Genomic DNA, 18678 nt, shown 5'->3' on the forward strand with positions numbered 1-18678 from the left:
TCAAGCACGCCTGATTGTTTCTTTGGTTCGACCCGGAGTCGCCAGCTGTAACTTCCGTAGACCTGCTCGGAGCTAGCGCCGCCACAGGTAGAAGCGGCGAAGAACGTTGAACGCCCGGCCACGATCAGCTCTCGAAACTCTCCTGTCACGGCTCAGATCGTCGATCAAATCGATGATCGTCACCCGACTCAGGTCCATGTTGCCGACGGGATCCACCCGGAAGTCTTCCGCGGCGTGCATCCGGACGTCCACGGCGTCTGACAGCCGCGCATGCTCGCCGAGCAGGAGCTGGGCGAGCAACTCGGCCGCGTCGACACGAGCCACCCCGGCCACGCTCCGGTCGCCGATGAAGCCAAGGAGAAGACGGACCGCGGCCGGCTTGTCGATGGATCCCTGCAGGCCCGCGGCGAAGACACGAGCACGATCCCCAAGGGAACGGTCGCCGACCAGCGACTTCACCGCGTCGACACCTCGACGGCCGCCGGCTTCGAGCATGATCTCGAGGATCCGGAGCCGTCCGTTGTTGTCGAGCGTCGTATCTCGAACCAGCGACTCGAGCAGGTCCATCGAGTTGTACTCCCCCATAGCAGCCAACATCTCGACTGCGCCGATCCGCACGTTATGGTCGCTCATGCGCTGCATCGCGATGCGCTCGAGCTCCTTCAACGCGTCCTTGTCCCCGCGTTCCGCCAATGCACCGGCAGCGCGGATCCCGACGTGTGGGTCGACCGAATGGTCCGACGCCAGCTTCAACAGCACGCTGTCCGCCTTGGAACCACCGTGCTTGACCAGCGCGCGGACCGCCTCCTCGCGCACGTAGATCGGAACGTCGACGGCGCGGGCCAGTCCGTCGAGCAGTTCGATCCCGCGCACGTCCCCCGCACCGGCCAGAACGCCGGCGGACCTGACTCGCGAGTACCCGCTCATCCTGGTGTCCAGGGCGAGTTCGGCGAACAGGTCCGACGCGAGCCCAGCTTCGAGACCGCGCAGAGTCATGACCGAAGCCACCCGTTCGCGACCGGCCAACGTGGCATCTCGGGCAAGATCGACGAGCAGACGGGACATGTGGTTCGGATCCAGCGACTCGACCCGCGCCGCAAGAGTGGCCCGCATCCGCGAGCCGATCGTTTTGTTCCTCGCCAGTTCGTCCAGCAGCCCGACAGCAACGGCTACGTCCACGTCGAGGTCGACGACGGCCTCGGCCGCCCTGGCTCGGACGGCGGGGTGGAGGTCGTCGTCGCGGGCGATCGAGCGCAGTCGGTCGAGCGCGTCCTCCGCGCCGATGGACGCCAGAAGACGAAGGGCCAGAAAGGCGTTTTCGAATTGCTCCTGATCACTGCGCACCACTCCTCGAGCACGACGAGGAGGCGCCGAATTCAAGGTATTGCCCAGGACCCAGACGAGATCCATGAGCTTCCTTGCCATCGCCAAGACGACGCTTCGCGGAACATTGGTGCCGAGACGGAGCAGAACGGCGATGAACCCGCACCCGGCCACACCGCCACGGTCTACCAGCCTGAGCAGGCAATCGACGACAGCGTCCTTGACTTCGCCGCACTGGTCGAGGACGAACCCCGTGAACGACGTGTCCACCTCCGGCGGCGGCGGTACGCGGCGGACGAGGATCCGTTCGGCGAGAGGGAGGCGACGCTTTCTTCCGAAAAGGGCGGCCAGCGACTCCAGGCAGGCCGACGTTGATCGCGTCGCGTGTGCGGCGGCCAGGAACTCCCCGACGGTCTGATGGAAGAAAGACAGCTCACCGCTACGCAGGACGACCAAGCCGCTGCGTAGCAACAGACTTTGCTGGTACTCGTGCCAAACGCCAGCCGGCACGCGTTTGGGGCACGCAGCACCGGGCAGGCCCGAAAAGATGTCCAAGATCGAAGCCGAGCAGCCGCCGTGCATCTCGGCCGCCGACTGAGAGATCAGTTCGGGTAGGCGCTCAAGGATACGCCAACCCTCCCCTAGCGCCTCGTCCCCGTAGCGTTCCAAGCTGGCCCGCACCTGGGCTTGGATACCCGACATGTCCGCGCTCTGCATGCGCCGCGTCAGCTGCTCCACATATTTGCGGTAGATTTCGCCGCGGCTGGCCGGTAACGGAGCGTCCGGGTTCGCACCGTGCAACTGACAGAGCAACGCTGCCATCAGCGGCGTCCGGGCAAGACCGAACACCCTGGTCCGCCGCACCGCACTCGCGAACCTCTCGGCCACCCGGTCCGGATTCTCGAGTCCGAGCACCCGGAACCAATCGGCGGACACGCGGTTCAGGTCCGACCAGGTGAACGGTTCCAGCTCGTACACCGGAGCCTGCGCCCCGAGCACCGCGAGCTCCCATTCGGGGAGCGGACGGGTGGCGATGACGAACCGATACTGGCGCCCACGGCTCCCGTCGGAGATCTGGTCCAGTGCAGCCAGGAGATTCCGGCGGCCCGCCGTGTCGGTGATTTCGTCGAGCCCGTCGACCATGACGAGCCACGACACGCCTTCGTACGGGCACTCCTTGAACAGATCGTCCGGCAGCTTCTCGAGCAGGCCGAAGCTGCTCAGCTCGGCGGTCACCGCCTCCGCGAGCGCAGCGGCCAGCGGTTTGCCCGACAAGGCGGCCGCGGACACCAGGATCGGCAGTGAAGTGTCAAGTTCACCCGCCTTCCTCGCCTCCACCGCCCGGATCAAGTGAGTGCGGAAGAGGCTGGTCTTGCCCCCGCCGGGGGTGCCGACGACCACGCAGATGCGATCGCTGTCCAGGATCTCTTCGGCGGACATCCGGCCGGACACACGCCGGGGCGGCGGTATGGACGTCCACGAAGCTCCCTCGCGGACCAGCGCCGAGGCCGGGCCCGCGAGCTTCCCGGGTGCAGCCGACCGCGAGCGTGCCGTCCCCACCCGAACTCGCTGACGGACGTAGACCTCGGTCAGCGGCGGCGTGTTCCCCGGCAGCACGCCCGGGTAAGGGTGCTCTCGAGCCGCCCGGACGGCAGCCGCGATGTAGTCGTCGATCGGGGAGTGCGCCGGACCGCTTGCCGGCTGGAGCTCCGTCCGCGCCCCGCTCTTGGCGGATCGGCCGGGCTGGGCGGCCTCCAGCAGGTCGGCCCAGTACCGCTCCGCGGGAGCGGTGACGCCAGCCTGCTCGCTCCAAACCCGGACCAGCGCGAAGACGGCGGCCAAACTGTTGGCAGATGGCGTTTTGGTCTTCGAAAAATCTTCTGCCAGCCAGTCGCTCAGCCGCTGACCTCGAAAATCGGCGACGAGATACGGCGCTTTGCGCAAGATACGTTCGGTTTCGTCCTGCGACAACGGGCGGAGTCCGGCTTTGCGGCGCGCAGCGTCGGCCTTTCCCCTGAGAGCACGCAACTCGTCGTACAAGCGCCGCTCACTCCGCGTAGCGATATCTCCCTCCCCGCCGCTATCCCTCGCCCGCAGCGGGTGAAGTCTCGACCCGAAGCAGCGTGCAGCGTAGCCCACGACCTGCCCGCTTCACCCGTCCGAGGCCCCGACTCGCCGGAACCGACGAATGCTCGCCCTCTGCAACCACATGGTCGAGGAGGACCCGTGCACAAGCAGGAACGCGTACGCGACGAGAACGAATTGACAGCGAAGAAGATCGGCGCCACCTCGGGCGAAGAATTGCACCAGCCTGCCACGAACGCCGGTTCTCCGTTGCTCACCCAGGTGCTCTTCCTTGCCCTCACCGGTGACCGAAAGACCTTTGTCAGGATCGTTTCGCTCTTCGTCCTGCTGGTGGGTGCAGTGGTCTTCGTCGGCACGGTGCTTCCCTGGGTCGCCGTCGCAGTCGGCAGCAGTTCGGCCTGGGCGAGCTTGCGGGTCCGCCGCGGGGCCGGCGGGGCCGGGAACAGCCCTGCCACCGACACGCCCACCCGAGCGCAGTTGTGAACGAGATCAGCCAAGCCGACCCGGCCTCAGCCTCGGACGCCGCGGACACACTATTGACACCTTGCCAGTAGTGGCGGACTGCAATACGTTCCTCACCATGGCCGAGACCACCTACGCCGTCGCGGAGCGGATCGCCACGGTGACGCTGAACCGCCCCGAGGCGCGCAACGGCTACACGATCCGGATGGCCGACGAGCTCGGCGCCGCCATGGACCGCGCGGACCGCGACGAAGACGTCCGCGTCGTCGTCCTGACCGGAGCCGGCAAGGACTTCTGCGTCGGCGCTGACCTCTCGCAGGGCGGCTTCGACTTCGACCCGGCGACCGGCCCGGACGCGGCGTGGCAGGAGCCCGCCGGCCGGTGCTCGAAGCGGATCTTCACCATGAACAAGCCGGTGATCGCGGCCCTGCAAGGCGCGGCCGTCGGCGCGGGGAGCACGATCACGCTCCCCTGCGACTACCGGCTCGCCTCGGAGGATTCGCGGTTCGGTTTCGTGTTCACCCGCCGCGGCATCTACCCCGAAGGCGCGTCGGCCTGGTTCCTCCCCCGGCTCGTCGGGATGGGCACCGCTTTGGACTGGATGATCAGCGGCCGGGTGTTCCCCGCCCCCGAGGCCCTCGAGAAGGGCTTGGTGCACAAGGTCTTCCCGGCCGGGACCGTGCTGGACGAGGCCTACGAGCTGGCCCGCGAGATCATCGCGAACACCGCGCCGGTGTCGGTCGCGGTCACCCGGCAGCTGCTCTACCGGATGGCGAGCGCCGATTCGCCGTTCCCCGTGCACGAACTCGACTCCCGCCTGATCGGCGGGCTCGGCGCGAACCCGGACGCCGTCGAGGGCGTCCTGTCGTTCCTGCAGAAGCGGCCGCCGTCGTGGGGCCTGCGGGTCGACAAGGATCTGCCTCCGTATCTCCCCTGGTTGGACGAATGAGCCTCTACCCGCCTCAGCCCTGGACCCTGACCGCCGACGCGCGGGTGTCGATCTGGCGCGTGCCGCCTTCCCGGCTGCCCTCGTTGCCACCCGGCGCGTCGCCGTTGCTCGTCGCCGGGCACGCGTCGGTCTTCACGGCGTGGATCGACTACACGCCGCCGGGGCAGATGGCGTACCACGAGCTGCTGGCGGCGGTGTCGATCAAGGCACGCCGCGTGTCCTGCTCGATCACGGAGATCTGGGTCGACAGCGAGGCGTCCCTGGCCGGCGGCCGCGAGCTGTGGGCGATCCCGAAGGACCTCGCGATCCTGAACTTCACCGGCGGCCCCACGTTCCAGGCCACGGCGGCGACGGCGGACGACTGGATCGCGACGGCGGCGTTCAAGCGACTCCCGGCCCTCCCCCTGCGACTGCCGACGTCGTTCGAGGTGGTCCAGGAGCGCGACGGTCTCCTGCAGACTCCGGTGGGCGCTCGAATCCGACCCCGTCCAGCCTCGGCGGACTGGAGCTTCAACCCTGACGGCCCCCTCGGCTACCTCGCCGGGCGGCGCCCGGTGATGAGCCTGGAGCTCCCCAAGTCGGAACTCCGCTTCGGCTCCTGACCCGGCCGAAAGGTCATGAACGACTCGTTCATGACGTCCGGCGACATGAACGACTCTTTCATGACATCCGCCCGCCCGGGTGCCTGACCGGACCACCGGACACCCGTGGTCCACTCTCCTCGCGGCGACCTCGGAACCTACTCGCGAGGCCCCGGATTCGCCTCCTGAACTGCACCTCTGGGTGATCACGTAACCCACCAGAGTTAAGCGCGCGACACGCCATTTAGGGTCCCGTGCGGGCAGTGACCCCTACATGTAGTCTCTGGTGACCGGCAGCCCCCAGCGACGGGGAGACCGCTGCAGAGGGTGGCCGGGCAGCTTTGAAGAACCTGCAGCGCACGGCCTCGTAAGGCCGCGCGGCGATCGAACGCGCCCGAAAACCTGGAGACACGCATGTCAGTCGAAACCGGTCAGCGGCCCTCCGGGACCGCCTCACCCACCGCGATCCGGGTCATCCGGCGGGACGGCAGCGTGTCGCCGTTCGACGCCGGGAAGATCTCGGTCGCGCTGACCAAGGCGTTCCTCGCGGTCGAGGGCGGCGACGCCGCCGCGTCCTCCCGCGTGCACCACGTCGTCGCCGAGCTGACCCAGCAGGTGGAGACCACCCTGCTGCGCCACGCCGGCCCCGAGACCGCCCTGCACATCGAGCAGATCCAGGACATCGTCGAGCTCGCCCTGATGCGCGGCGAGCACCACAAGGTCGCCCGCGCCTACGTCCTCTACCGCGACGAGCGCACCAAGGCCCGCGAGGCCGTCAAGCCGGCCGCGACCGAGGTCGCGCTGAACGTCAAGGGCACCGACGGCGTCCTGCGCCCGCTCGACTGGGCCCGCGTTTCCCACGTCGTGGGCGAGGCCGTCGCCGGCCTCGAGGACGTCACGGCCGAGCCCGTGCTCGCCGAGGCCAAGCGCAACCTCTACGACGGCATCAGCGCCGACGAGCTGGCCCTGGCCCAGGTCCTGGCCGCCCGCGTGCTGGTCGAGCAGGAGCCGAACTACTCCTACGTCTCCGCCCGGCTGCTGCTGGACAAGCTGCGCGGCGAGGCCCTGAGCTACCTCGCCAAGAAGCCGCGCCTGGCCAGCCAGGACGAGATGGCCACCGAGTACCCCGCGTACTTCCGCGCCTACCTGCGCCGCGCCATCGAGCTGGAGCTGGTCGACGCCGAGCTGCAGCGCTTCGACCTCGACAAGATCACCGCCGCGATCCGCCCGGAGCGCGACCTCGACTTCGGCTTCCTCGGCCTGCAGACCCTGTACGACCGGTACTTCCAGCACCACGACGGCACCCGCTTCGAGCTGCCGCAGGCGTTCTTCATGCGCGTCGCGATGGGCCTCGCCATCCGCGAGGACGACCGCGAAGCCCGCGCCATCGAGTTCTACGAGCTGCTGTCGAGCTTCCACTTCATGGCGTCCACCCCGACGCTGTTCAACTCGGGCACCACGCGCCCGCAGCTGTCGTCCTGCTTCCTGACCACGGTGGACGACGACCTGGACTCGATCTTCCAGGCCTACAAGAACAACGCCCTGCTGGCCAAGTACTCGGGCGGCCTCGGCAACGACTGGACCCCGGTCCGCGGCCTCGGCGCGCACATCAAGGGCACCAACGGCCAGTCGCAGGGCGTCGTGCCGTTCCTCAAGATCGCCAACGACACCGCGGTCGCGGTCAACCAGGGCGGCAAGCGCAAGGGTGCGGCGTGCGCGTACCTCGAGACCTGGCACGTGGACATCGAGGAGTTCCTCGACCTGCGCAAGAACACCGGTGACGACCGCCGCCGCACCCACGACATGAACACCGCGAACTGGGTGCCGGACGAGTTCCTCCGCCGCGTCGAGGCCAACGCCGAGTGGACGCTGTTCTCGCCGAACGAGACCCCGGACCTGCACGACCTCTACGGCAACGAGTTCGCCGCCCGCTACCGCGAGTACGAGGCGATGGCCGACCGCGGCGAGATCAAGGTCTTCCGCCGGATCCGCGCCGTCGACCTGTGGCGCCGCATGCTGACCATGCTGTTCGAGACCGGCCACCCGTGGATCACGTTCAAGGACCCGTGCAACCTGCGCTCGCCGCAGCAGCACGTCGGCGTCGTGCACTCGTCCAACCTGTGCACCGAGATCACGCTGAACACCACCACCGACGAGGTCGCCGTCTGCAACCTCGGCTCGGTGAACCTGCTCAAGCACGTCACGCCCGAGGGCCTGGACACCGAGCGCCTCGAGAAGACCGTGCGCACGGCCGTCCGCATGCTGGACAACGTGATCGACATCAACTTCTACACGATCCCGGAGGCGCGCCGCTCCAACCTGCGCCACCGCCCGGTCGGCCTGGGCATCATGGGCTTCCAGGACGCGCTGTTCGAGATCGGCGTCCCGTTCGCCTCCGACGAGGCCGTGAAGTTCGCCGACGTCTCCATGGAGCACGTGTCCTACTACGCGATCTCGGCGTCGACCGACCTCGCCGAGGAGCGCGGGCAGTACCAGACGTTCGAGGGTTCGCTGTGGAGCAAGGGCATCCTGCCGATCGACTCGCTGCAGCTGCTCATCGACGCCCGCCAGGGTGACGGCCTCGACGTCGACACCTCGTCCACTTTGGACTGGGCGCCGCTGCGCGAGCGCGTCAAGACCGTCGGCATGCGCAACTCCAACGTGATGGCGATCGCGCCGACCGCGACGATCTCCAACATCTCCGGCGTCGGGCAGTCGATCGAGCCGCTGTTCCAGAACCTGTTCGTCAAGTCGAACATGTCCGGCGACTTCACCGTCGTCAACCCGCACCTGGTCAAGAGCCTCAAGGCCCGGGGCCTGTGGGACGAGGTCATGGTCAGCGACCTGAAGTACTTCGACGGCAGCCTCGGCCAGATCGACCGCGTCCCGGACGACCTGAAGGCGCTGTACGCCACGGCGTTCGAGATCGAGTCGCGGTGGATCGTCGACGCCGGTTCGGTGCGCCAGAAGTGGATCGACCAGGCGCAGTCGCTGAACCTCTACATCGCGGCGCCGAGCGGCCGCAAGCTCGACGAGCTTTACCGCTACGCGTGGCACAAGGGCCTCAAGACCACGTACTACCTGCGGGCGCAGTCCGCGACGCACGTGGAGAAGAGCACCCTGCGCGGCACCGACGGCAAGCTGAACGCCGTCTCGGCCACCCCGGCGCCCGCGGCTCCCGCGGCCACTCCGGCCCCCGCCCCGGCACCCGACGTGGACTTCGTCGCCACCGAAGGCGCCGCCTGCCGCATCGACGACCCCGACTGCGAATCCTGCCAGTAAGGAACCCTGAGGAACATGACCAACGTGGAGACGACCGGCGCCACCGGCCTCGGGGAGATCGAGGTCGGCGCCGCCCGGATCAACGTCGACGACAAGCGCATGATCAACGCGCGCGCCGACGTCAACCAGCTGCTGCCGATGAAGTACACCTGGGCCTGGGAGAAGTACCTGGCCGGCTGCAACAACCACTGGATGCCGACCGAGGTCGCCATGCAGGCCGACATCGCGCTGTGGAAGTCGAAGGACGGCCTCACCGAGGACGAGCGGCAGATGCTCAAGCGCAACCTGGGCTTCTTCGCGACCGCGGAGTCCCTGGTGGCCAACAACATCGTGCTCGCGGTGTACCGGCAGATCACCAACCCCGAGTGCCGCCAGTACCTGCTGCGCCAGGCGTTCGAGGAAGCCGTGCACACGCACACCTTCCAGTACATCTGCGAGAGCCTCGGCCTGGTCGAGGGCGAGCTGTTCAACATGTACCGCGAAGTTCCGTCCATTTCGGACAAGGACGCGTGGGCGCTGAAGTACACGCAGCACCTGGAGGACCCGGACTTCGAGACCGGGACGCCGGAGGCCGACACGGCGTTCCTGCGTGACCTCGTCGCGTTCTACGTGATCTTCGAAGGCATGTGGTTCTACACCGGCTTCGCGCAGATCCTGTCGCTGGGCCGCCGGAACAAGATGGTCGGCATCGCCGAGCAGTACCAGTACATCCTGCGCGACGAGTCGATCCACCTGAACTTCGGCATCGACTGCATCAACCAAATCAAGATCGAGAACCCGCACCTGTGGACGGCCGAATTCCAGGAAGAAATTCGCGGGATGCTGAAGGAGGCGTGCGAGCTCGAGGTCAAGTACGCGCGCGACACGATGCCGCGCGGGATGCTCGGCCTGTCGGCGCAGCTGTGCGAGCAGTACATGCACTTCATCACCGACCGCCGCGCGCAGCAGATCGGACTGGCCCCGATCTTCGGCGAGACCGAGAACCCGTTCCCGTGGATGTCCGAGGCGATGGACCTGAAGAAGGAGAAGAACTTCTTCGAGACCCGCGTCATCGAGTACCAGTCGGGCGGCGCGCTCGACTGGGACTGATCTCCCACTGCTGAGTTCCTGCCTGGGAAGGATCCTTCCCAGGCAGGAACTCGCGGCTTTTGCCGGCCCCGCTCCCGGTCGATGGTGGAGACACCACCGATCAGGGAGAGTTCCCGCCGTGGCCTGGAAGATCCCGCCCAGCGGATCGAAGACTTCAAAGCCGCCGTCTCCTTGTTCACCACCCGGCCCGAGGTCGACGCCGGCCGGATCGGGCTGCTCGGCATCTGCGCCTCCGGCGGCTATTCGCTGGCCGCCACCGGCGGAGACCACCGGGTCAAGGCCGTCGCAGCCGTCTGCACCGCCGAACCGGCCCGCCAGTTCCGCTACGGCGCCGACGGCACCCAGGACCCGGCCGTCTTCCAGGGCCTGCTCGACGCCCACCGGCGCGCCACCGGGCCCGCGGAGATCCACTGGATCGAGGGCGCGAGCCACGTCGACCTCTACGACAAGCGCGAGTACATCCACCTCGCTGTCGGCAAGCTCACCGATTTCTTCGCCGTCACCCTGGACAAGTGACCTGGACTCGGTGCCGCCACTGGTTCCCCGGGGTTCGCCCCGGGGAGGCAACAGGAAGCGACGGCCGGTAGGCGCGAGCAGCACGCCCACGAGTCCGAAGACCTGCCCGTGGTGCGCGGCGCTAAGAGCCGGCAAGGAGTCCTTCACGGCATCTGGCCGACCTTGATTCCGGCGGCCGTCCCGGGAGACCCGCCCGCCACAGCCGGACGAGGACGGGCCGCTGAGGTGCCACCCGAAAAGAGGGCCGCCCAGGTGTTGTCACATCGTCAACAAGGGTGCATCGTGGAGGGGACGCCGATCTCAGCGGGGAGATGGTCACTTTGCCGGGCACCGTGAGCCGAGCCGCCGAAGCACTGCGTGAACGCGTTCCGCCGCTGACGGCGCTCCCCCTCCCGCACAAAATCGACGAACGCTGGCTGCACTCGCGCTGGCCCGTCCAGGAGCTCGCCACGCCGCCCGCGGGCAGCGGCCTCAAACCCGTCCTCGGCGACGAAGGCCCGCCGGTCGTCGGGCACATGCTCGAGATGATGCGCTTCGGGCCCGCGTTCGGCCTTCGCCGCTACGAGCTCTACGGCCCCGTGTCGTGGACCGGCGGCTTCGGCCGGCGGATCGTCGCGCTGTCCGGGCCGGAGGCGACGCAGATCGCGCTCGTCAACAAGGACAAGGCCTTCTCGCAGGAGGGCTGGAAGTTCTTCATCGAGAAGTTCTTCGAGCGCGGCCTCATGCTGATGGACTTCGGCGAGCACCACCTGCACCGCCGGATCATGCAGGAGGCCTTCACCCGGTCCCGGCTCACCGGCTACGTCAACGAGATGGGCCCGGCGCTGCGCGAAGGCGTCGCGAGCTGGGGGCCGACCGAGCGACCGCGGCTGTACTGGGCGCTCAAGCAGCTGACCCTCGACGTCGCGACGCGCGTGTTCATGGGCATGCGCAGCGGCGGCGACGCGCACCGGATCAACCGCGCGTTCGTCAGCTCCGTGCGCGCCGGCACCGCGCTGGTGCGCTTCCCGGTGCCCGGCGGGCGCTGGTCGGCCGGGCTGCACGGGCGGAAGGTCCTCGAGCGCTACTTCAGCGAAAACCTGCCCGCCAAGCGGAAGTCGGACGGCGACGACCTGTTCACCGCCCTCTGCCACGCCACCACCGAGGACGGCGACCGGTTCACCGACACCGACATCGTCAACCACATGATCTTCCTGATGATGGCCGCGCACGACACGACGACCATCACCAGCAGCGCCATGGCGTACTACCTCGCCAAGCACCCGGAGTGGCAGGAACGCGCCCGCGAGGAGTCCCTCGCCCTCGGCGACGACGTCCTCGACATCGACGCCATCGACCAGCTCGAGACCCTCGACCTCGTCATGAAGGAAGCGCTGCGGCTGGTCGCGCCGGTACCGTCGCTGACCCGCCAGACCGTCAAGGACACCGAGGTGCTCGGCCACTACATCCCCGCGGGCACCCTCTGCGGCGTCTCGCCCACGGTGAACCACTTCTCGCCGGAGTGCTGGACGAACCCCTTCGAGTTCGACCCCGAGCGGTTCGCCGAGCCGCGCCGCGAGGACAAGTCCCACCGGATGGCGTGGATGCCCTTCGGCGGCGGCGCGCACAAGTGCATCGGGCTCCACTTCGGCGGTCTCGAGGTCAAGTTGCTGATGCACGAAATGCTGCGAGCCCACCGCTGGTCGGTTCCGAAGAGTTACACGGCGAAGTGGGATTACGTGTCCCTGCCGGTGCCCGCCGACGGTCTGCCGGTGCGCTTGACCCCCCGCTGACCCCGGCGCTGTCCACCACTGCATACATGCCGTGACAAAAAGTTACCGCATGTGGAGGTTCGTTCACTCGTTCAGCCGGTAGACACCCCGTTACGCGCATGATGGCGTGGCATCGGTCACGGGCGAGGGGTACCCGAGGTGGCTTCATGATCCCCGACACCGTGTCTGAACTGGCCTGACCTGTGCGTGAAGAGGTGGAGTGTGCCTGAGTCCGGTGCCGCGCCAGGACTGCTGGACGTGGCGCGCCGGTGGGCGGCGACGTTGGCCGACACCAAAGGAGTAACACTTCCCCTGGAGGAGCTCGAGCCGCTGCTGCTGGAGATCGCGCACGACGCGGTCGACCACGTCGGCTCGGCGGACCACGGCGGCGCCCTGCACCGGTTCTCGGCGCTCTACGCCGCGTCGCCGATGGGGATCGCGCTGGCCGACCCGGACGGCGAGATCGTGGAAGCCAACCTCGCGCTCGGCCAGCTGCTCGGCTGCTCGCCGAACCGGTTGCGGGGCCGGCACATCACCGATCTCGGCTCGACCGGCCACGACGTCTCGCGGCTCAAGGCGGGGCTCGAGCAGGTGCGCTCGGGGCGTGAGCGCTACCAGGAGCGGATGCTGCTCGACCACAGCGAAGACGGGCAGCTCTGGACCGACGTCACCCTCGCCCGGCTGCCCGGCGACCGGCCGGGCTCGGTCTACCCGGTGCTGATGGTGTCCGACGCGAACGAGCTGCACCTGCTGCAGGAACGGCTGCTGCACCAGAACGTGCACGACTCGCTGACCGGGCTGCCCAACGCGTCGTCGTTCACCACCAAGCTCGAAGCGGCGCTCGGCGCCGGCGCGCGCGACGACATCGCGCTGGTCTACCTCGACGTCGACGGCTTCAAGGTCGTCAACGACGGCCTCGGCGCCGGCGTCGGCGACCAGGTGCTGCGCGGGGTCGCGGCCAAGCTCTCGGCGGTGTTCACCGGCCACCACGACGGGTTCGTCGCGCGGCTGTCCGGCGACGGCTTCGCGGTGCTGCTGCGGGGCGAGCTGACCGCCACCGAGGTCGTCGAGCTCGTCGAACGGGCGCTGGAAGACCTCAACGAGCCGATCTACCTCGGCGGGCACGGCATCGGCGTCAGCGCGAGCGCGGGCATCGTGGTGCGCGCGGCCGTCGAGGGCGGCGGCGCGGAGCTGCTGCGGGCGGCGGAGATCGCGCTGCACCGGGCCAAGGAGGCCGGCAAGGCGCAGTGGATGCTGTTCGACCCCGAGCTCGACGCCCGCGACCGCGGCCGCTACCAGCTGGGCGCGGTGATCGCCGGGGCGCTGGAGAACGGCGAGTTCTCGCTCGTCTACCAGCCGACGGTGAAGCTCACCACCCCCGACCGCCTCGCCGCGGTCAACGCCGGCCTGCGCTGGAACCACCCGGAGAAGGGCGAGCTCGGCTCGGACGAGTTCTACCCGCTGGCCCAGACGACGGGCATGACGGTGCCGCTGGGCCGCTGGCTCTTGGCGGAGTCCCTGGCGGCGACGGCCCGCTGGCGCGCGCGGTTCGGCGACGCGGCCCCGGACGTGTGCGTCCAGCTGCCCACCCGGCTCGCGATCGACCCGGACCTGGTGCTGCTGGTGAAGGAGCAGCTGGACAAGCACGAGCTGCCGCCGAACGCGCTGCGGCTGTGCACGGACCGCGACTCGGTCCTCGACCCGCGCGGCGAGGTGCTGGACTCGTTCGCGGTGCTGTCGGACCTGGGGACGCAGCTGGTGCTGACGATCACGGGCTCGGCGGACCTGGAGCTGATCCCCCAGCACGGGCTGCCGGTGCACCACGTGATCCTGTCGGGCGCGGTGGTCGACGCGCTGGACTCGGACTCGCCGCCGGAGCCGGCGCTGCGGCACCTGACGCAGCTGGTCACGCGGGCCCGTGAGCTGGAGTTGCGGGTGGGCGCGGAGGGGGTCCGGACGCACGAGCAGGCGGCGCGGCTGCGTCAGCTGGGCGTGCTGGCGGCCCGGGGCCCGTTCGTGACCGACTCGGCCACCGGCGACGAGGTCGACGAGCTGATCGCCCGCCACCCCGCCGGCTGACCAGAGCGCCCCAATGTGGCCTTCGGTGCGTCGAACGCACCGAAGGGCCCCTTGGGTGCGTTCAACGCAACCAAGGCCACATTGGGGCGCTGGGGACCAAGCCGGTTTCGCGGCGGCTCCGAAGACCCGGCACGATGGGTTCTGCCGCCGACGAGAAGGGACCTCCATGGACGCCGGAGACCTCGCCCCCGATTTCACGCTGCCCGACGACCAGGGCGCCGACCGCACGCTGTCGGACTTCCTGGCCACCGGCCCGGTGGTGCTGTTCTTCTACCCCGCCGCGATGACGGGCGGCTGCACGGCGGAGAGCTGCCACTTCCGCGACCTCGCCGCCGAGTTCGCCGAGGTCGGCGCGCACCGCATCGGCATCAGCCCGGACGGCGTCACCAAGCAGCGGCAGTTCTCGGAGGCCAACGGCTTCGACTACCCGCTGCTGTCCGATGTGGAGGGTGAGGTCGCGAAGCAGTTCGGCGTCTGGCGGAAGCTGCTGCCGATGCACGCCAAGCGCGCGACGTTCGTGATCGGCGAGGACCGGAAGATCCTCGAGAAGATCAAGAGTGAGCTGAACTTCACCGTCCACGCCGACCAGGCGCTCAAGGTACTGCGGGAGCGGAACAAGGTCTCCTGAGCGTCAGCGACGCCACCCGCGGGGCGGCCAGACCGGCGGTCGGCGCACACCGGCCGCCGGCCACCCTCTCGGACGGTTACGCCGACGCCGACAGATCGCGTACTCGTGCGCCTCCGCGCGATTCCCGCGCTTCTCCGCCCGGTTCGCGAACTCGCGCCGCTCGCACGGCCATCGGTGGCCCGGCCGGGCCATTTCGACGAAAACCGGCTTCACGGCTTCTCCTTCCGCCACACGTGATTCGTCCCGACACACGATGGGGCCAGCGGTTTTTCGACCGGTTCCTCGCGCACCTTCGTGAAACCCAGGCGCGCGGGCACCGCTCCACTGCGGACGTTCCGTTCGTCGTGCTTGATCTCGACGTACCCAGCGCCGAGCCGGAACGCCTCCTCGGTCAGCAGCCGCACCGCGCGGGTGATCAGGCCCCGGCCGCTGTGCTCGCGCGCGAGCCAGTAGCCGATCTCGACGCCGCCCTCGCGCGCCATCGTGCCGATGCCGCCCGCGATCGAGCCGCCGGCGCGGATGGCGAAGTCGTGCATTTCCCCGCTCTCCCAGTTCTTCCGGGTGCGCCGCAGGAACTCGGCGCTGTCTTCGGCGGTGTAGCCGCCGGTCGCCCAGATCATCCAGGCCCCGATGTGGTCGAGGGACCCGGCGACCGTCGCGGTGAGTTCCGGCCCGTCGGCGAACGTCCAGCGGGCCAGGGTGAAGCCGTCTTCGGCGTACGTCTCCTTCACGGCCGCTCCTTCCGCCACACCTGCTTGACGCCCACGCACGCCGGCGGCCGGTCGCCGGGGTCCGCGGGTTCCTTGCGCACCAACGAGAACCCGAGCCGCGCCGGGATCGCTCCACTTCGGACGTTCGCCTCGTCGTGCCTGATCTCGACGTAGCCCGCGCCGCGGCGGAAGGCGTCCGAAACCAGCAGCGAAACCGCGCGGGTCACCAGGCCGCGGCCGGTGAAGTCCCGCGTGAGCCAGTAGCCGATCTCGACGCCGCCGTCGCGGGTCATGACGCCGACGGCACCCGCGAGCGAGCCGTCCACCCGGATCGCCCACTCGTACGCCCGGCCGGTTTCCCAGTTCTCGTGCGTCAGCCGCAGGAAGGCCGCGGCGTCCTCGTCCGTGTAGCCACCGACGGCCCAGGGCACCCAGTCGGCCAGGTGCGCGCCGGACCCCGAAACCGCGGCTTGCACCGGACCCGCGTCGGCGGACTGCCAGCGGGTCAGCGAAAACTCGTCACGGGAAAAGGTCTCGGCCGGGGTCTCCATGGTTCCCATGGTGCCCCGGCCGAGTCCTGCGGCGCTCCCGAATTAATTGACGATGACGCTGTCCGGGATCTCCGTGTCGTTCTTCAGCGCGTCGAACAGCTGCTTCGACTTGGTCTTGTCCCAGTTCTCCGCCGACCCGCTGGTGACCGGGACCGTCGTCGTCACCACGCCGCCCGAAGAGATCCCGCGCATCGCGATCGCCAGGCCGGCCAGGTTGTGCACGTGGTCGCCCGAGTCCATGGTCAGCGCGTCCGGCCCGGAGCCCAGCAGCGGGAAGAAGTGGAACGGGTTGAGCAGCGTGCCGGGGCTCGCGATCTGGCTGACCAGCGCGCCGATGAACTTGCGCTGGTTGGCGATGCGGTCCAGGTCCGAGCGCGGCGTCGCGTCGCTGTGGCGCATCCGGACGAAGCCCAGCGCCGAGCGGCCGTCGAGCGTCTGGGGGCAGCCCGCCTTGATGCTGATCCCGGTGACCGTGTCGTTCATGTCCTGGTCGATGCACATGTCGACGCCGCCGATCGCGTCGACGATCTTGGCGAACCCGCCGAAGCCGATCTCCGCGTAGTGGTCGATGTGCAGGCCGGTGGCGCCTTCGACGGTCTGCGCGAGCAGCTTCGGCCCGCCCAGCGAAAACGCCGCGTTGATCTTGTTCTTGCCGTGGCCGGGGATCGCGACCTGCGAGTCGCGCGGCAGCGACAGCAGCGTCGGCTTGGTGGAGTTGTCCGGGAGGTGCGCGACCATGATCGTGTCGGTGCGCTGCCCGCCGCCGGCCGCCGCGACGTCACCGGTGGCCAGGCGTTCCTCGTCCTCGGCGGTGAGACCCTCGCGGCTGTCCGAGCCGACGATCAGCCAGTTGGTGCCGGACGCGGCGACCGGGCGGCCCGAGTAGTCGGCGAGCGCGTCGACGCGCTTGATGGAGAACTCCAGGTAGACCCAGATGCCGGCGAAGAACACGACGAACACCAGCACCAGCGTCAGCAGGATCCGGCCGAAGCCCCAGCGGCGCTTGCGGGGCGGGCGGGACGGCGGGTAGTCGTCGTCGACCGGGCGCCGGGGCGGGTCCTGGCGCGGCGGAGGCGGCGCGTACTGCCGCTCGCCCTCCCGGGTGCCCATCGGGCGGGTGCGCTCGTCGTACGGGCTCTGGCCGCGCCCGGGCAGCGGCATCATCTGCGCGCGCTGGTGGTCCCGGGACCGCCCGGCGGGCCGGGGCGGCGGCATCCGGCGCCCGCCGTCGTCGCCACGGTACGTCATCACCCATCACCCAATCCCGATCCGGACAAACGTGTCGTCGTCAGTAGACCGCACGCCTTCGAAAGGAGGACGTGCGGCACCGGGGTCGGGTTGTCCGGCGGGGTTACTTGCCGGTCGCCTCGTAGCCGAACTGGTGGACCTTGAGGTACCCGGAGCGGAACCCGGCCTCGGAATAGGCCAGGTAGAACTCCCACATCCGGCGGAAGACGTCGTCGAACCCGAACCCGGCGATGTCGGCCCAGCCGTGCAGGAACCGCTCGCGCCACAACCGTAGCGTGCGCGCGTAGTCCTGGCCGAACTCGCGCATCCCGGCCAGCTTGAGCCGGGTGTTCGCGACCACCCCGTCCTCGATCGAGCGGACGGACGGGATGATGCCGCCCGGGAAGATGTACTTGTGGATCCACGTGTAGGCGCGCGAGGCTGCCAGCATCCGGTCGTGGTCCATGGTGATGGCCTGCAGGCCGAACCGGCCGCCGGGGCGCAGCCGCTCCCCGATCGTGGCGTAGAACGCCGGCCAGTAGGACGCGCCGACCGCCTCGATCATTTCGACGCTGACCACGGCGTCGTACTGGCCGCTCGACTCGCGGTAGTCGCACAGCTTCACGTCGACGCGGTCGGAGAACCCGGCCGCGGCGATGCGCTCGGTGGCCAGCGCCCGCTGTTCCTCCGAAATGGTCAGCGACGTCACCTGGGCGCCGCGGGCGGCGGCGCGGATCGCGAGTTCACCCCATCCGGTACCGATTTCCAGGACTTCGCTGCCCGCGCGGACGCCGGCGTAGTCCAGCACGCTGTCGATCTTGCGGTACTGGGCGGCGGTGAGGTTTTCGCCGGGGCCGAACAGCGCCGAGGAGTACATCATCGACTCGTCGAGGAAGGCGCCGAACAGGTCGTTGGACAGGTCGTAGTGCCGGTGGATGTTGGCCCGCGCGCCTTCGAGGGTGTTCTCCTCGGCCGGCGGCTGCGTGCGTTCGGCGATCTTCCGGAACTTCTGCAGCACCGGCGGCACGAGGGTGGCCATCCGCTCGGCGAACGGCGTCAGCACCTCGGCCAGGTCGGACGCGGTCCAGTCACCGGCCATGTAGGACTCGCCGAAGCCGATCTTGGCGTCGACACCGAGGCGGTGGAAGAACGCTTCCGGCCGCAAAATCCGCATTTCGGGCGATTCCGGACCACCGGCGCCGAGAACGGTGCCGTCCGGGAAGATCACCCGCACGTCGAGCGGGCGGACCGCGCGGCGGAACAACGTGGCGGCGATCCGCGCGCGCAGCGCCGATCGCGGAGGGCTGGCCAAGCCCGGCCAGCGAGACTCGTCGGGGATGTCCTGAGCGCGGTCCACACTCGAGGCGGTCACGGTTCTCCCTCCGGCCGGCCAGCTGCGCCGGTGATCGATCCTAGTCGCCGCACCCCCGCGGCGCGTTTCGCTG

At 69.0% G+C, this 18678-nt stretch carries 14 protein-coding genes; 9 read left to right on the plus strand and 5 right to left on the minus strand.

Annotation, left to right across the window (positions count from 1 at the left end; translation table 11 throughout):
• Window positions 1-72: 72 nt before the first annotated feature.
• The gene (locus AB0N03_RS41110; protein WP_364384329.1) at window positions 73-3363 is read right to left on the minus strand and encodes a HEAT repeat domain-containing protein; all 3291 of its coding nucleotides are present in this window, start codon (window positions 3361-3363) and stop codon (window positions 73-75) included.
• A gap of 186 nt (window positions 3364-3549) precedes the next feature.
• On the opposite strand from AB0N03_RS41110, the gene AB0N03_RS41115 reads away from it, so the two are divergent.
• From AB0N03_RS41115 to AB0N03_RS41155, 9 genes are all read left to right on the plus strand, one after another.
• Window positions 3550-3891 carry a hypothetical protein gene (locus tag AB0N03_RS41115; protein WP_364384332.1) on the plus strand — a complete coding sequence of 114 codons (342 nt, stop codon included), beginning with the start codon at window positions 3550-3552 and terminating at the stop codon, window positions 3889-3891.
• A gap of 97 nt (window positions 3892-3988) precedes the next feature.
• Window positions 3989-4819, plus strand: a complete 831-nt coding sequence (locus AB0N03_RS41120; RefSeq protein WP_364384335.1) for an enoyl-CoA hydratase-related protein — start codon at window positions 3989-3991, stop codon at window positions 4817-4819.
• Entirely contained in the window at window positions 4816-5421 is a 606-nt protein-coding gene (locus AB0N03_RS41125) for an acetoacetate decarboxylase family protein (RefSeq protein ID WP_364384338.1), read from the plus strand. The genes AB0N03_RS41120 and AB0N03_RS41125 overlap by 4 nt, the downstream gene beginning before the upstream one ends.
• Window positions 5422-5814: 393 nt before the next feature.
• Window positions 5815-8682: a ribonucleoside-diphosphate reductase subunit alpha gene (locus tag AB0N03_RS41130; protein WP_364384341.1), complete on the plus strand. Its 2868-nt coding sequence runs from the start codon at window positions 5815-5817 to the stop codon at window positions 8680-8682.
• A 15-nt stretch (window positions 8683-8697) separates the two neighbouring features.
• On the plus strand, window positions 8698-9771 hold the full coding sequence (locus AB0N03_RS41135; RefSeq protein ID WP_364384344.1) for a ribonucleotide-diphosphate reductase subunit beta: 1074 nt from the start codon (window positions 8698-8700) through the stop codon (window positions 9769-9771).
• Window positions 9772-9852: 81 nt separating this feature from the next.
• Complete coding sequence (locus AB0N03_RS41140; RefSeq protein WP_364384347.1) at window positions 9853-10287, plus strand: dienelactone hydrolase family protein; 435 nt, start codon at window positions 9853-9855, stop codon at window positions 10285-10287.
• A gap of 311 nt (window positions 10288-10598) precedes the next feature.
• Window positions 10599-12059: a cytochrome P450 gene (locus AB0N03_RS41145; protein ID WP_364384350.1), complete on the plus strand. Its 1461-nt coding sequence runs from the start codon at window positions 10599-10601 to the stop codon at window positions 12057-12059.
• Between the two features lie 237 nt (window positions 12060-12296).
• A complete protein-coding gene (locus tag AB0N03_RS41150; RefSeq protein WP_364384397.1) occupies window positions 12297-14117 on the plus strand; it encodes a diguanylate cyclase in 1821 nt (606 codons plus the stop codon).
• A 166-nt stretch (window positions 14118-14283) separates the two neighbouring features.
• Complete coding sequence (locus AB0N03_RS41155) at window positions 14284-14745, plus strand: peroxiredoxin (protein ID WP_364384353.1); 462 nt, start codon at window positions 14284-14286, stop codon at window positions 14743-14745.
• Between the two features lie 209 nt (window positions 14746-14954).
• On the opposite strand, the gene AB0N03_RS41160 is transcribed toward AB0N03_RS41155, so the two are convergent.
• From AB0N03_RS41160 to AB0N03_RS41175, 4 genes are all read right to left on the minus strand, one after another.
• The gene (locus AB0N03_RS41160; RefSeq protein ID WP_364384356.1) at window positions 14955-15476 is read right to left on the minus strand and encodes a GNAT family N-acetyltransferase; all 522 of its coding nucleotides are present in this window, start codon (window positions 15474-15476) and stop codon (window positions 14955-14957) included.
• A complete protein-coding gene (locus AB0N03_RS41165) occupies window positions 15473-16006 on the minus strand; it encodes a GNAT family N-acetyltransferase (RefSeq protein WP_364384359.1) in 534 nt (177 codons plus the stop codon). The genes AB0N03_RS41160 and AB0N03_RS41165 overlap by 4 nt, the downstream gene beginning before the upstream one ends.
• Before the next feature lie 42 nt (window positions 16007-16048).
• A complete protein-coding gene (locus AB0N03_RS41170; RefSeq protein ID WP_364384362.1) occupies window positions 16049-17254 on the minus strand; it encodes an LCP family protein in 1206 nt (401 codons plus the stop codon).
• A gap of 103 nt (window positions 17255-17357) precedes the next feature.
• Window positions 17358-18605, minus strand: coding sequence for a cyclopropane-fatty-acyl-phospholipid synthase family protein (locus tag AB0N03_RS41175; protein WP_364384365.1), 1248 nt, complete (start codon window positions 18603-18605; stop codon window positions 17358-17360).
• Between the last annotated feature and the right edge of the window lie 73 nt (window positions 18606-18678).

Source organism: Amycolatopsis sp. NPDC051061, assembly GCF_040682935.1.
Lineage (GTDB): Bacteria > Actinomycetota > Actinomycetes > Mycobacteriales > Pseudonocardiaceae > Amycolatopsis.